Consider the following 14793-nt stretch of genomic DNA (forward strand, 5'->3'; position numbering starts at 1 on the left):
GCAGCGTATCGATCAACCCGCGCGGAGTCGCTTGCCTGGTGGCTGTGAGACCGGCCGTCCTGCCTCGTGAATCGGGGCGCCGGCTATGCAGTTGCGAGGCCTTTACCGCCTGGAACGAAATGACCTCGTGCGACCCGGTCGAATCGCCGAGCGCAAGCCACGATAAGCCTTGGGATATGCCGGGGCACTTCTACCTGAAGTCGGTAATCTCATACCCTCGCGTGGGGCTTCGATACCTTGGTTCACTTTTCCGGCGACGCCGCTCTGCCCGGTGCCGCCTGAAGCCGTGCCTGGGGCTATGAACCGGCGCGTAGGTGGATGCTGAGCCTGATAAGCCCAACGTCGGGTGCATGTTCCCGGCACCTTGCCGGGCCGCGTTGCACTCGGCGCCAACCGACGGTCCTGGTGCGCATGGAGCGCCCTACAGCGGAGGCTGCCGTGACGTTGGACCTAGGGTGCGCCGCGCGCACTGGCATTGCGGTCACTCGGGCAAGCCGGCCAGGCGCAATCCTTCCGCGAACCGCGCGAAATCCTCCGGCCGTTTTATCGGCAGCCAGTCCTTCAGGTTGCTGATGCGCAGGGATGGGTTCAGCTCGTGCAGGCGCTGCATCGCGTGCTGCGCCTTGTCCATCCGGCCGAGCAGGGCATTGCTGGCCGCCACCAGCGCGACGGCGGGCAGGAGGCTGGGCAGGTTTTCCAGCGCCCTCTCCGCCCAGGCCGACGAAACATCGAAGCGCCCGGCGAAGTAGTTCGCGATCGCCATCCCGACCTGCATCCTGAACATCTCCGGGTCCAGCGGACTCAGGCGAGCGGCGTGGTTCAAGTGTTCGATGGCGGCGTCAGTTTCACCGCGCAGCGCACGCAAGACCCCGCCAAGGAACCAGGCGGTAGCCAGGTTGGAGTTGAGCATTTGAGCCCTGTCGACAAGCGCGATGCCAACATCGAGATCGCCCACCAGATGAGCAAGCGCATGCCCGCCCCGCGTCAGCGCCACCGCATCGTCCCGACCGAGCTCCATCGCTAGCCGCGCAAGCCGCGCCCCCTCGGCAATTTCCTTTTCCCGATCGATCATCCAGCCATTCAACTTGCGCCAGAAATAGCACCAGGCTGCCATGCCATAGGCCGATGCGAACTCAGGATCAAGTTCGATGGCCTTGTAGAAAAGGTTCAACGCTTCCTCGGCGGCGTCCCGGGTGCCGCTGTGCAGCTTCGCTGTTCCGCGCAGGTAATAGTCGTAAGCGTCCAGGCTTTCCGTGGGCTTGCGTTTGGCACGCTCGATCTCAGCCAGTTCGAGCTGCGGCGCAATGGCGCCTACCACGCTTTCCGCAATCCGTTCCTGCAACTCGAAGATGTCATCGAGCGTCCCTTCGAAACGCTCCGCCCATAGATGCGTCCCGCTGGTCGCGTCGATGAGTTGCCCGGTGATGCGCACCTTGTTCCCGGCCTTGCGCACACTGCCCTCCAGCACATAGCGCACGCCTAGCGCCTGACCGACTTCCTTCAGGTCCACCGCCCTCCCCTTGTAGGTGAAGCTGGAATTGCGCGCGATGACGAACAGCCAACGGATACGCGACAGCGCAACGATGATGTCTTCGACGATACCGTCGGCAAAATAGTCCTGGTCCGGGTCACCGCTGAGGTTCTGGAAGGGCAGGACGCTAATGGAGGGTTTGTCTGGCAGGACGAGCGCGGCGGGAGGCGTTGCCTTCCGCTCGACCGGTTCATCTTCGCCAATGCCCGGCCCGGCAGGCAGCTGCGTTTCACCGACCTCAACGACCTTGATGTCACCGACGAAGCGGTACCCCTTGCGGGCCACCGTCCGCACCAGGTGCTGCTCTTCGCCGGAATCACCGATGGCCTTGCGAACGGCATTGATGTGGCTGGTTATCGTCGACTCCGAGACAACTCGGCCGTTCCAGACTGCCTCGAGCAGGTTGTCCTTGCTGACAACGCGGTCGCGGTTGCTGACGAGCAGCAGCAATAGGTCGAAGACCTGTGGCCCTACGGCCACGACTTGCCCGCGCAAGGTCAGTTCCCGGCGCCCCTGGTCGAGCACGTAGTCTCCAAACATGAATTGCAAGATCGGTGTCTCCTCGCGAACGCGACTGCAGGTCAATAGCTGACATTGATACCACGGCGGCGCCTTGCTGGATGCACCGGCCGCTCCAACGGAAATCATTGCAACAACTGTTCCCCTGGACGAAAAAACAAGCTTCCCCGAAGGACAACTCAAGGCCGCCACAAGGACTTCCCTGACACACAGCGGCACTCTCTCACTACACGGACTGCGATGGTTGCAGCCCCTTAGCGGAGAGACCCCATGAAGATCGTCGTCATCGGAGGCACCGGCCTCATCGGTTCCAAACTGGTAAAAAACCTCCGCGAGCGCGGCCACTACGTGATCGCCGCAGCCCCGAGCACGGGCGTGAATACCGTTACCCGCCAAGGCCTGGCAGAGGCGATGGATGGCGCCGAGATTGTCGTCGACGTCGCCAACGCGCCCGCCTGGGACGACAAAGCCGTCCTCGAGTTCTTCGAAGAGTCCGGCCGCAACCTGCTGGCTGCCGAAGCCGCCGCCGGAGTTCGTCATCACATTGCGCTCTCGGTCGTAGGTAGTGAACGACTCCAGGACAGCGGCTACTTCCGGGCAAAGATCGTGCAGGAGGAACTCATCAAGGCGTCCCGCATTCCCTACACCATCGTGCGCGCGACGCAGTTCTTCGAGTTTGTCGGCGGGATTGCGCAGTCGGCTACCGAGGGCGAGGAGATTCACCTCTCGCCAGCTCTGATCCAGCCAATCGCGTCGGACGATGTGGTGGCGGCGCTGACGGAAATCACCTTCGAAGCACCGGCCAACGGCACCGTCGAAGTCGCCGGTCCCGAAGCCATTCCGCTCGACGAATTGATCCGGCGCTTCCTGCAGATCACCCAGGACACGCGCAAAGTCGTGCCGGACGTCCATGCGCGCTATTTCGGTGTCCTCCTCGACGATCAATCGTTGACTCCCGGCGAGCACCCGCGCCTTGGCACGATCCACTACGACACCTGGCTGGGCAGCCAGGCCGAGCACGGGGCGAATTGAGCAACAGCTGCATCAACAATCGACAGCCCCGGCAGCAGGCGACTGCGGTCCAGGAGCTGCTGCACGTCATTGATATTCAACAGGAAATGAAGATATGAAATCGCTCGAGGACAAGATCGCCAGTGCCGCCGGCGCAAGCTCCGAGATCGGTGCAGTACCGGCGCGGCGAAGCAAGCGAAAGGTGATTGGCGTACTGCTGTGCCTCGGCGCGGTAGTGGCAGCCGCGATCGGATGGACCATGGCGGTTTCCGTTGGCGAGACGACGACCGACAATGCCTACGTCCGCGGTGACGCCACATCGCTAGCGGCCAAGGTTGCCGGTTACGTCACCGCGGTCGAGGTCGAGGACAATCAGAGCGTCCAGGCGGGTGACGTGCTGTTCCGGATCGATGATCAGGACTACCGTGCGCGCCTTGCGCAGGCGGTCGCCAACGTCAAGGCAGCCGAGGCTCGGCTGACCAATGTCGATGCGGAAACCCAGCTGCAGCGCTCGTTGATTCGACAGGCCGAAGCCGAAAGGCGCTCGGCCGTGGCACAGTGGAATCTGGCAGCCAAGACCCATGATCGCAGCCGCAAGCTCATTCGCAGCCACGCCGTCAGCCAGGCCCTGGTCGACGAAAGCGACGCGGCACGCCTGGGAACCGAAGCGAAGGTATCAGCCGCTTCGGCAACCATGGAGGCTCAACAGCAACGCATCGCCGTCCTGCTCGCCCAGCGCGAAGCCGCCGTGGCGGCCGTGGCGCAGGCTCAAGCCGCCCGCGACCTCGCCCAGATCGATCTCGACAGTACCGTGGTACGCGCTCCGGTCGATGGCGTGGTCGGTAACCGCCAGGTCCGCATCGGCCGCTTCGTCACACCGGGCGTCGCCCTGCTGGATATCGTGCCGGTCCATGATGTGTGGGTCGTGGCGAACTTCAAGGAAACCCAACTCGAACATATCCGCGCAGGCCAGAGCGTCCGCATCACCATCGACGGCTATCCGGACGAAGCGCTGGAAGGCGTGGTCGACAGCTTTGCACCTGGCAGCGGATCGGCGTTCAGCCTGCTCCCCACCGACAATGCGACCGGCAACTTCGTGCGCGTCGTGCAGCGCGTCCCGGTGAAGATTCGCTTTTCCAATAATCCCATGCCGGGCCGCATTGTTCCGGGCCTGTCGGCACGCGTCGAAGTTGATCATGGAAGTGGCTCATGAACGCCGTCGCCGCTGGCACGCAGAGCCGCAACCAGAGCGCGACCGGAATCCTCCTGATGGTCGGCATCGTGCTGGCCTCGCTGACTGAAGCGATAACCGGCACCGTCCTGGCGCTCGGACGCAGTGACATCATCGGCGACACTTCCGCAACGCCTGATGAGTTCGCCTGGCTGGATGTCGGGTACATCGCACTCAAGCTCATCGGGTTCATGACGGCCTCATGGTTCGTAAGCCGTTTCCACCCGCGTACCCTGTTCATCACCCTGACCCTGGTCCTGGGCCTGGCCTGCGGCATGGCAGCCATCACGGCGCGGCTGGATGTGCTGATGGCGCTGCGGATGATCCAGGGCTTCGCCGGCGGCTCTTTGCTGGTCGTTGGCCAGGCGATCGTCTTCTTCGCTTACCCACGCGCCCACCAGCCCATCCTTCAAGCCCTTTTCGCCGTGGGGGCGGTCGTCGCACCCGCAACGCTCGCCCCGGCCTTGCAAGGGTGGTTGATAGACAGCGAGTCCTGGACGTGGATCTTCTTCAGCGTTGTGCCGCTCGCCCTGGTGGCCAGCGGCCTGCTGCTGATCGCCGATGATCCGATACCCGTCAGGATCAGACCGCGCCGGTTTGACTGGCTCGGCTTCTTGCTGATGTCCGCCAGCCTGTTCTGCCTGACCTACGTACTCATCCAGGGCACCCGCTGGGATTGGTTCGAGGAACCCCGCATCCTGTGGCTGACCGTCATTGGCATCGCCGCCCTGCTCGCCTTCCTCGGCCAACAGGTGCTGGCCAAGGGGCAAGGCCTGCTCGATTTCAGCTTGTTCAAGTCGACTGACTTTCTCTTCGCCTTCATCGTCAGCTTTGTCGCCGGCGCCGCCCTGTTCGGCAGTGCGTTCCTGATACCCGTGTTCGCCCTGTCGGTCCTGGCGTTCACCCCGACCGATGCCGGCCAGCTCCTTGTGCCGAGCGCCGTATCCTTTGTTGGCGCGCTGCTTATCTCGGCGTTTCTCATGCAGGTGCGTCGCGTTGCGCCGTTTGCCACAGTGCCTTTTGGGATCCTGATAATCATGATCGCAATGTGGATGCTGTCCGGCTCCACCAGCGAAAGCGGCGCCGACGACATGATGTCCGCCATCCTGTTGCGCGGTCTTGGCCTTGGCTTCCTGTTCCTGTCGATCACGCTGATCGCCTTCAGCAACCTGAACAGCCAGAACCTGGCCGCCGGCATCGGCCTGTTCAATACGGGTCGTCAGTTGGGAGGCCTGGCGGGGGTTGCAGCACTGCAGACCCTGGTCGAGCATAACGTCGCCGCCAATCTTGCGGTGCTCGGCTCGCACGTCACCCCTGGAGGTGGCGCCCTCATCGAGCGGCTGACGACCACGACCACCCTGCTGGCCGCGAAGGGTATGGACACAGCGTCCGCCAGCCAGGCAGCGATAAACCTGTTGGGACGGGTGGTAACCGGTCAGTCCACGGTAATTGCCTTCGACTCGGCCTTCGTTGCCGTTTCCCTGCTATTCGTGGTCGCCGCCCCCATGCTGGTGGGCATCAAGATCGGACTCGCGCGATACGCGAAAGCCCGCCAGGGCGGGGCATGAGACAAGCCTGAGCGACGGGCTACACTTCCCGGGCCCTGCCGCGGCGAAGCGCAGGCACCCCGATCCCTTCCAGCAGGAGCTGACCGATGAGCGATGCAGCGGAACTCACGACATTCACCGGCTGGGCCGCCGTCGCGCCCGGAGCCCCACTGGAACGCCATAGCTATATCCCCGGCCCATTGGCGGACGAAGAGGTGGAAGTCGCGGTCGAGTACTGCGGCGTCTGCCACTCGGATCAATCGATGATCGACAACGAATGGGGCCTCACCCGCTACCCGTTCATCCCCGGCCACGAGGTGGTTGGCAGCATCGTACGGATGGGCAGCCAGGTCCGTGGACTCAAGCTGGGCCAGCGGGTGGGCATCGGCTGGTACAAGGGCAGCTGCATGCACTGCGGTTCCTGCATCGAGGGTTCCCACCAGATGTGCAACGCCATCAAACCCACGATCATCGGCAGCAACGGCGGCTTCGCCGACCGCCTGCGTTCCCACTGGGCCTGGGCGATCCCGCTGCCGGATGGGCTGGACCCGGCCCTGGCCGGACCGTTGTTCTGCGCAGGATCGACCGTGTTCAACCCGCTGGTGGAGTTCGATGTGAAACCCACCGACCGAGTTGGCGTCGTGGGGATCGGTGGGCTCGGTCATCTTGCCCTGCGTTTCCTCAATGCCTGGGGCTGTGAAGTCACGGCCTTCACCTCGTCCTTGAGCAAACAGGACGAAGCCCGCCGCCTGGGCGCACACAAGGTTGTGCCCTCTACCGACAGTGCGGCACTGGCGGCGATCGCCAATACCCTGGACTTCCTCCTGGTCACTGCCAACGCCGACCTCGATTGGCCCGCCATGCTCGGCACTCTGCGCCGCAAGGGTCACCTGAATTTCGTCGGCGTGGTGCCCGGCGCGATTCCCGTGCATGTATTCAACCTGCTGCGCCAGCAGAAGAGCCTGTCGGCCTCCCCGGTGGGTTCACCCGCGACCATGGCGACCATGCTGGAGTTCTGCGCGCGCCATCAGATCCTGCCGCAGGTCGAGCACTTTCCCATGAGCCGGATCAACGACGCCATCGACCACCTGCGTAGCGGCAAGGCTCGCTACCGGGTGGTGCTGGACGCATCCAGCTGACGTTGGGCGCGCGGCGGCGAGCCGCGCGCGTTTCCCGATTGCACCTGGCCGGGATTTGCGTCACCCGTAGGTGGCAATCACGATGAAACGGCGGGATGGGCGAGCACGGTGAACTCGACGACGGCGCCGCAAGGCTGCCGGCTGCTCACGCTCAGTTGGCCGCCATGGGACTCGATGATCGAGCGGCAGATCGACAGCCCCATCCCCAGGCCGGTTGCCTTGGTGGTGTAAAACGGGGCGATGACTTTCTCGGCGCTATCAGCGAATCCCGGCCCAGAATCGCTCACTTTCACCCGCACAGTGTCTGCGTCGTCTATCCCACTGCTGATGTGCAGTTGCCGGGCGCCGTCGCTGACGCCGCTCATGGCCTCCAACGCATTGACGATCAGGTTGAGCAGCACCTGTTGCAACTCGACACGGTCACCTTCGATCAAGGGCAAACCTTCCGCGAGTTGCATCTGCACCGATGCGCCGCACTTGCTGGTTTCTCCCTGGGTGAAGCACACCATCTCGCGTATCGCCACATTGATGTCCACGGCTTCCTTCTGCGGCGGTGCCTTCCTGATCAGTTCGCGGATTCGACCAAGGACCTCCGCGGCCCGGTTGGCATCCTTGATGATGCGGCCAAGGACCTGACCCACCTCGCCAATCTCGGGCGGCTGGGCGTTCAGCCAGCGCTGCGCGGCATGGGCATTGGTCACCGTCGCGGCAATCGGCTGGTTGACTTCGTGGGCGATCGAAGCGGCCAGTTGCCCCATGGTCGCGACGCGGTTGGCATGTGCCAACTCCGCCTGCACCTCGCGATAACGTTGCTCGCTGTCGCGGACCTGCTGCTCGGCCTGCTTGCGCTCGGTCTGATCGAGCACGAAAGCGACGCCTTCCTTGCGACCCGTTTCGAAAGTAGCCAGGCCGACGATGACCGGCACGTAGCTGCCATCCTTCCTGATGTATTCCTTCTCGAAAGGCTGCACGCTTCCGGCACGCAGGGCCTCAGCCAGGGCCAGTTCACTGTCCGAGAGCAAATCCGGTTTCGTCAGTTCTCGCCAACCCACTCGTCCCGACACCAGTTCTTCCCGCTCGTAACCCACCATGCGCAGGAATGCATCATTGGCTTCGATGATGTCACCGTCTGCATTCCAGACGATGAGCCCGATGATGTTGGAATCGACTAGACGACGGATCTTTGCCTCGCGTTCGGCGATATCACGGTACAAATGGGCATTCTCCAGTGAGATCGCCGCCTGGGAGGCCACCAGCTTCAGGACGGCTATCCGCGCCGGGCTGAACACCCGCGAAGTCAGGTTGTTTTCGAGATATAGGGCGCCAGTCATCTTGGCCTGGTTCATCAAGGGCAGGCAAAGGATCGACCGCGGGCGCTGCTCGCGGATGTACGGGTCGGTGGCGAAAGCAGGCTCGGCCACGGCATCGTCGAGAACGACACTGTCCCGGGTACGCAGGGCATTGAGCAGGATTGATTCCGGCAGCAGGGTCGCGTTCACCGGCACATCTCGCAGTTGCAACTGTGTCGCTTCCCCCACCGTCGTCGCTTCTGCCGCAACCAAGTGCACGCCGCCGTCCGACAGGATCAGCAGGCCACGTTCGGCGCCGGCCTGTTCGATGGCCGTGCGCATGATCATATCGATTAGCTTTTCCAGAACAATCTCTCCCGATACGGCTTGGGACACTTTCAGTACGGTTGCAAGATCGAGGTTGTCGACCGGCGTTGCGATCGTGGTTGTTGGGCCGAGCGCAGGTTCTTCCACGCGCAGGTACGAGTACTTCGCCTCCAGCTGTCGCACCTTGCCGCTGGCGCCCCAACGCAGGTAGCCATAACGCGCATCACGCATATGCAGCTGGGCAATCTTGCCGAGACCCCGCGACGCGTAAAAGCGCGACGCGAGTTCATTGGCCAGCGCTTCGACATGGACGAAGCCGCTTGCCTGTGCCGCCTGGATGGCCTCTTCGTAGAGCCGCTCGGCTTCCAGCTCCCGACCCTCCACGCGAGCGCGTTCGGCAGCTATCAGGGCGGTACGATCGGCAAAGTTCTCGCGGCAGTTGTCCGCCCATACCTGGTACTGCCGGTGATGGACGGCCATGGCAGCCAGATGTGTCTCCCGCTCCTCCGCAGGCCCCGTATCACAGGCTGCAGCGCGAACCAGCGCGGCGTAGAAGTGAAACTCGGCCTCCTCGAAGAACGAAGATGAAGTCCAGAGCAATGCCTCCGCCTTCGTTGCTGCCTCCATCGCCGCGCCGTAGTCGTCGGCCAGGTAGCGAAGCTGCAGTTTGCGCGTCCAGTACCAGCACTCGGCGAGTGCCAGGTCCGGGCTGCCGGACAGATGTTCCTCGGTCTGTTGCTCGGTGAAATTCGTGTCGTCGAAACAGCCGAATGCCGTCGTCAACCCGCGTAAGGCGCGCACCACGGCAAGTTGCGTGGCAATGAAGTCGACCACCAGGCCAAAACGCACTTTCTGCGCATAGGCCAGGCCGCGCTCGGCTTCAGTCTGCACCGTCGGCAACGATTCGCCGGCGAAGAGCATGTCCGAGACCTGGCTGTTGCCTGCGTAGGCACCATACGGAAGATCGCCGATCCTGTTCGCCGCCACGAAGGCACGGCTCAACAACGCACGGCACTCCCGCACGGGCCGCAGCCAGCGCATGACGAATATCGAGAAGCAGAGGAAGGTCTTGGCCTCGAAGCGCTTGAGCCCACGCCGGTCGACGAGATCGCAGCCGAGCTGGCCAAAGCGCAAACCGGCCTGGTAATCCCCGAAGCGCCGTCCCGCGACCCGGCCGACATTGGCATAGAGCACGCACGACGCATCGCTGTTGCCGTGCTCCATGCTGATGATTACCGCCTTGCAGATCGTCAGGCATGCCAGGTTTGCGTCCGTCTGCAGGGCCGGCGCGAACAGCTTGCTCAGCGCCTCGACGGTGCCAAGCGAGGCAGCATCCTCCATCACTGGCAGATCGATCAGATCCTCGATTCTGCGTTCGCCAAGCCGTGACCAGATTTGCTGGTATTGGCAGTGAACCTCGTCATCGTCGGGATGCGCTGACCAGTCGATGCCGACATGTTTGAGATAGGCGAGGCAGACCGCGACGGCGCGGTCGCTTTGATCGAGGACCAGGCAAACATCGAGCTGGAGGCACGCTACCAGCGCCTTCTCCACGGTAGAAGCGGCGCGTTCCACCAGGGCCACCAGGCGGGCGTCCGCCGCCGCCAACTGCCCGGTCAGGAACTCGCATTCGGCCCGGTTAAGCTCCAACGCGAAGATCAGCTCATGGCGGCGTTCCCAGCACTCCTCGTCGAGCAGTTCCGCACCGATGGTGAGATAGGTAAGCGCCGACGCATAGGCAGTCGATGCCTTGGCCCGCTGGCCGGCGAGCAGGTTGAACTCGGCCAGTTGCTCACGCTCACCTGCGTCGTTCAGCAGCGCGGCACCGCGATTGAGTTGGCCGGCAATCTCGAAGATGGCCTCCTCCCGTCGTTCCGGGACTGTTTGTGCGGCGAGCAGCCAGCCAATACGAAGATGGGCTTCGGCGCGTGATGCCTTGGGGATCAGCGAGTAGGCAGCTTCGTGAATCCGGTCATGGACGAAGGCATAAGTACCCTCCAGCCGCTCGACCAGCTCCTGGCGAATCGCTTCCCACAGCACCGTTTGAGTCTGTGGCTGAGAAATGCCCAGAACGCTGGCGAGGACGTCGATCTGGGCGACGTTGCCAAGGCAGGCCAGCTGCTGCAGCGCCTGCTGGGTATCAGACGGCAGGCGGGCGAGCTTGCCGACCATGAGGTCCACGACGTTGTCGGTGTAACCCTTGGCATGGATACGATCAGGGTTCCAGCGCCAATGCCGCGCGTCATGGTCGAAGGCCAGCAGGTCTTCTTCGACCAGCGCCTGAAGAAACTGGATCACGAAAAATGGATTGCCTGCGGTTTTGTCCTGCACCAGCCGCGCCAGCGACTCGATGCGTTCTCGCGGGCAATGCAGGGCCTCGGAGATCAGTTGCTCGATATGAGCCGTGGCGAGCGGCGCCAGCTTGATTTCGTCGATCCTGACGCTTGCATTCCTGATGGCCTGAAGCTTGGCGGTCAGCGGATGCGTGACATCCACTTCGTTATCGCGGTAGGCGCCTACCAGCATCAGGTGGCGCAGTTCCGAATGGGTCAGCAGGTCTTCCAGCAAATCGAGGGTGGCCGCGTCGAGCCACTGAAGATCGTCGAGGAACAGTGCGAGCGGATGTTCCGGTCGCGCAAATACGCTGATGAAACGCCGAAACACCAGCAGGAAGCGGCGTTGCGCTTGCTGCGGCTCCAGCTCCGGAACCGGTGGCTGCTCTCCGATGATGAGTTTCAGCTCCGGAATGAGATCGGTCATGAGCCGCGCATTGGGTTCCAGCGCCTCCAGCATCGCATCCCGCCAGCCCTCCAGTTCTGCATCGCTCTTGCCGAGCAGTGTCCGCACCAGGTTCTGGAACGCTTGTACCAGGGTCGAATAGGGAATATCCCGCTTGTACTGGTCGAACTTGCCGGAGGCGAAGAGCCCCCGTGGCGGCACCAATACCTTGTGCAGTTCGTTGACCACCGAAGACTTGCCGATACCGGAGTAACCCGACACCAGCACCAGCTCCGGCGCACTGCTGTTGACGATGCGAGTGAACGCGGCAACCAGGGTGTCTACCTCGACCTCCCGCCCATACAACTTCTCCGGAATCAACAAGCGGTCGGGGGCGCCCTGCTCGTTCAGAGGGAAGTCGTCGATGCGCTGCTCAGACTGCCACGCTTCCAGACAGCGGCGCAGGTCATGTTCGACGCCGGCTGCAGTCTGGTAGCGCTCCTCGGCTGTCTTGGCCAGCAGTTTCATGACGATGTGGGAGATAACCACGGGGACCGTGACCACCCGTTCGCTCGGTGCGATCGCCTTCCTGGCGATATGGCAGTGCACCCACTCCATGGCATCGGAGGCTGTGAACGGCAGCGCACCGGTCAGCATCTGGTAGAGGGTAATGCCAAGCGCATAGAGGTCGCTGCGCGAATCGATCGACCGATTCATCCGTCCGGTCTGCTCGGGCGCCATGTAGGCGAGCGTGCCGGCGATGGTCTCGGGGGGCTCGGGAGCCTGGCGTTCTCGCGGCAAGCGCGAGGCCAGTCCGAACCCGGTCAGGCGCGTCTGCCCATCGGCGCAGTTCACCAGGATGTGCGTAGGCTTGAGGTCTTTGTGGACGAGTCCGCGCTGGTGAAGCTTGCCCAGCGCCGTGGCAATACCCACGGCATAGCCCAGGAAGGCGCCCATCTCCATGGGAGCGCCGAGCAACCGTTCGAGAGGTTCGCCGCCCGGATCATCGAGCACCAGCAGCATCCCGCCACTCTCGCGCACCAGGGCCTGCGGGCGAACCGCCCATGTGCCATCGAGTTCCTCTTTCAGGGAGAACTCGTGAACAAGGCGATCAAGGCTGGCTGGCGACGGTTGCTCTGCGGCGGGCCGTGCGACCAGCACCTCGTAGCCGCTGTTTCGTGGATGTGGCCCGCGACAGAAGACGCGCTCGCCATCGTCCCAGCAAATCTGGAGTCTGTTACCCATTGGTCTCGGAACCATCTGTAGTTTTATCTGGTATGCCGCACCCTGCCCTCAGGCTGCCGCCCCTCATTGCGATGGACGCTACCGCCTCGGTGGATCATCGACAGGCCTCAATGGCACTGCCGACGGTGCCGACATCAGGACGACTTCCGTGGCTGCGGTTGGATGCCCAATGATTCCGATTTTCTGACGAGGTCCGCTACGGAGCGCGCCGCCAGCTTCTTCATGACCTGTCCACGATGGACTTTCACGGTGACTTCACTGAGGTTCAGTTCGAAGGCGATCTGCTTGTTCATCAGACCGGCCACGACGAACCCCATGACCTCCCGTTCCCGAACGGTAAGCGAGTCGTACGCGGCACGGAGCGCTGCAATGGAACGCTCGGCTGCCAGACGCTCGCCGTCCAGCGCCAATGCATTGGCGACTGCGTCCAGCATGTCCTGGTCGCGAAACGGTTTGGCCAGGAAGTCGACTGCCCCGGCTTTCATAGCCTTCACCGTCATGGCGATGTCACCATGACCGGTCATGAACACGATCGGCATATGCAGACCACTCTTTTCGGCCTGCTCCTGGAAAGCGAGGCCGCTTTCGCCACGCAGCCTGACGTCCAGGATCAGGCAACTGGGAGCGTTGCTCTTCGGGAAGGCAAGAAAATCCTGGGGTGATTCAAACGTCTCTACGCGCAAACCGATTGAGCGCAGCAATCCCTCGACCGCTAGTCGCATCGACTCGTCGTCATCGACCACATAGACCACTGGGTCTTTCTGGTCGCCTGCGTTTTGGGTCGAAGTTGATTGCGACCACGAACTCATCTTGCCTCCTTTCTGAGGACCGGCCATATCTACATGCTGGTCAAAAAAAAATTAGTCCATGACTCCCCCCGCAGCAACGCTGCGACCCGGTGCTGGCCGGGCTGACATTGCTTGGGGTGATTTGGAGCGGAGCGCTAATAACGCGCGGTAAGGGGCCGAGAACAGCTCGCCCTCGACGAGAAATAGGCTAACTCGCCCGTGCAGCGGCCTGCCAGGACATAAAACCCTTGTTATCGGCCAGGCCCGGACAGCAGAAAGGCGCATCTGACTTTCCGACGACCGACCCTGGCAGATCACCTGAAAAGCCATGACCCGAGCCATTATTTCCCCATGCCAATACAGCAAGAGCGGCCACGACAATGGTGGGTTCTTCAGGGGCAAAGACAAAAAATCCCGGCAAGCACCATGCTACGAATCCGCCAGCATGGGATCAGCCCCGAGAGGTGCTATTCGTGGCCTTCCAGAAAATGGGGCTGCTCGACCTGACTGGCGCCCAGACCGTGTTCTGGGTTGCCTCCAAGGCACTGGCCGAACGCAGGCTGCACGGCTACCAGCTGCGTACGGCGAGCCTCGAAGGTGGCCTGATACAAACCGCCGAGGGCCTGGTCGTGGACACCTCACGACTCGACCGTCCGGGCGAACCACCTGCCGACACCCTCATCGTTCCCGGTGCCCCGGATATTTGCCAGACCCTGGACAGTCACGGTGACCTGGCGGACTGGCTGGCCGGCACGACCCATCGATTCAGGCGCGTCGCGGCGGTCTGCAGCGGCGCCTTCCTGCTGGCCAAGGCCGGTCTGCTCGATGGTCGGCGTGCCGCCACGCACTGGGCCATGTGCGACACCCTCAAGGCGCGTTTTCCGACCATCGACGTCGACGCCGATGCGATCTTCATCCAGGAAGGCACGGTTTGGACGTCGGCGGGCGTGAGCGCGGGCATTGACCTGGCACTCGCCCTGGTGGAAGCGGATTGCGGTCGCGAAGTGGCCATGCAGGTGGCCAGGGAACTGGTGGTCTACCTCAAGCGTCCGGGCGGTCAGGCGCAGTACAGCACGCTGTTGCAGTCGCAATCGGAGGAAAGCGCGGCATTCGACGACCTGCACCTGTGGCTGGCAGAGAATCTGGGCGACGAAAACCTTACGGTGGAGCGTCTGGCCCAACAGGCGCAGATGAGCCAGCGCAACTTCTCCAGGGTCTACAAGCTCAAGACCGGCCGGACCCCGTCCAGGGCCATCGAGTTGTTCCGCCTGGAAGCGGCAAAGCGCTTGCTGGAGAACACGCCACGCAACATCGAACAGATCGCCCGACTCTGCGGATTCGGCGACGAAGAACGGATGCGCTGCACCTTCCAGCGCAACCTGTCCATTTCCCCCCGTGATTACCGCAGCCGTTTCACACGGGAGAACTGATCCGTATCCCACAGGCCC

Annotated in this window: 8 protein-coding genes; 5 read left to right on the plus strand and 3 right to left on the minus strand. The window is 62.9% G+C overall.

Annotation, left to right across the window (positions count from 1 at the left end; all coding sequences use genetic code 11):
* Nucleotides 1–481: 481 nt before the first annotated feature.
* Nucleotides 482–2080, minus strand: a complete 1599-nt coding sequence (locus SA496_RS12780) for a winged helix-turn-helix domain-containing protein (protein WP_330115521.1) — start codon at nt 2078–2080, stop codon at nt 482–484.
* Nucleotides 2081–2320: 240 nt separating this feature from the next.
* On the opposite strand from SA496_RS12780, the gene SA496_RS12785 reads away from it, so the two are divergent.
* The 4 genes from SA496_RS12785 to ahr all read left to right on the plus strand — a co-directional run bounded on the left by SA496_RS12785 (nt 2321) and on the right by ahr (nt 6978).
* A complete protein-coding gene (locus SA496_RS12785) occupies nt 2321–3082 on the plus strand; it encodes an SDR family oxidoreductase (RefSeq protein WP_330115522.1) in 762 nt (253 codons plus the stop codon).
* A 94-nt stretch (nt 3083–3176) separates the two neighbouring features.
* On the plus strand, nt 3177–4274 hold the full coding sequence (locus SA496_RS12790) for an HlyD family secretion protein (RefSeq protein ID WP_330115523.1): 1098 nt from the start codon (nt 3177–3179) through the stop codon (nt 4272–4274).
* The gene (locus SA496_RS12795) at nt 4271–5860 is read left to right on the plus strand and encodes an MFS transporter (RefSeq protein ID WP_330115524.1); all 1590 of its coding nucleotides are present in this window, start codon (nt 4271–4273) and stop codon (nt 5858–5860) included. Before SA496_RS12790 ends, SA496_RS12795 begins: the two co-directional genes overlap by 4 nt.
* A gap of 86 nt (nt 5861–5946) precedes the next feature.
* Entirely contained in the window at nt 5947–6978 is a 1032-nt protein-coding gene (gene ahr, locus SA496_RS12800) for an NADPH-dependent aldehyde reductase Ahr (protein ID WP_153921899.1), read from the plus strand.
* Between the two features lie 77 nt (nt 6979–7055).
* Here ahr and SA496_RS12805 read toward each other — a convergent pair whose 3' ends face one another.
* Together SA496_RS12805 and SA496_RS12810 are read right to left on the minus strand one after the other, a co-directional pair.
* Entirely contained in the window at nt 7056–12557 is a 5502-nt protein-coding gene (locus SA496_RS12805; protein WP_330115639.1) for a trifunctional serine/threonine-protein kinase/ATP-binding protein/sensor histidine kinase, read from the minus strand.
* 134 nt (nt 12558–12691) lie between these two features.
* Nucleotides 12692–13366 carry a response regulator transcription factor gene (locus SA496_RS12810; protein ID WP_153921893.1) on the minus strand — a complete coding sequence of 225 codons (675 nt, stop codon included), beginning with the start codon at nt 13364–13366 and terminating at the stop codon, nt 12692–12694.
* Between the two features lie 359 nt (nt 13367–13725).
* Between SA496_RS12810 and SA496_RS12815 the strand changes: the two genes are divergently transcribed.
* Nucleotides 13726–14775 carry a GlxA family transcriptional regulator gene (locus SA496_RS12815; protein WP_153921890.1) on the plus strand — a complete coding sequence of 350 codons (1050 nt, stop codon included), beginning with the start codon at nt 13726–13728 and terminating at the stop codon, nt 14773–14775.
* Nucleotides 14776–14793: the final 18 nt, after the last annotated feature.

Origin of the sequence: Pseudomonas sp. JS3066 (assembly GCF_036328175.1) — a bacterium.
Taxonomy (GTDB): domain Bacteria; phylum Pseudomonadota; class Gammaproteobacteria; order Pseudomonadales; family Pseudomonadaceae; genus Metapseudomonas.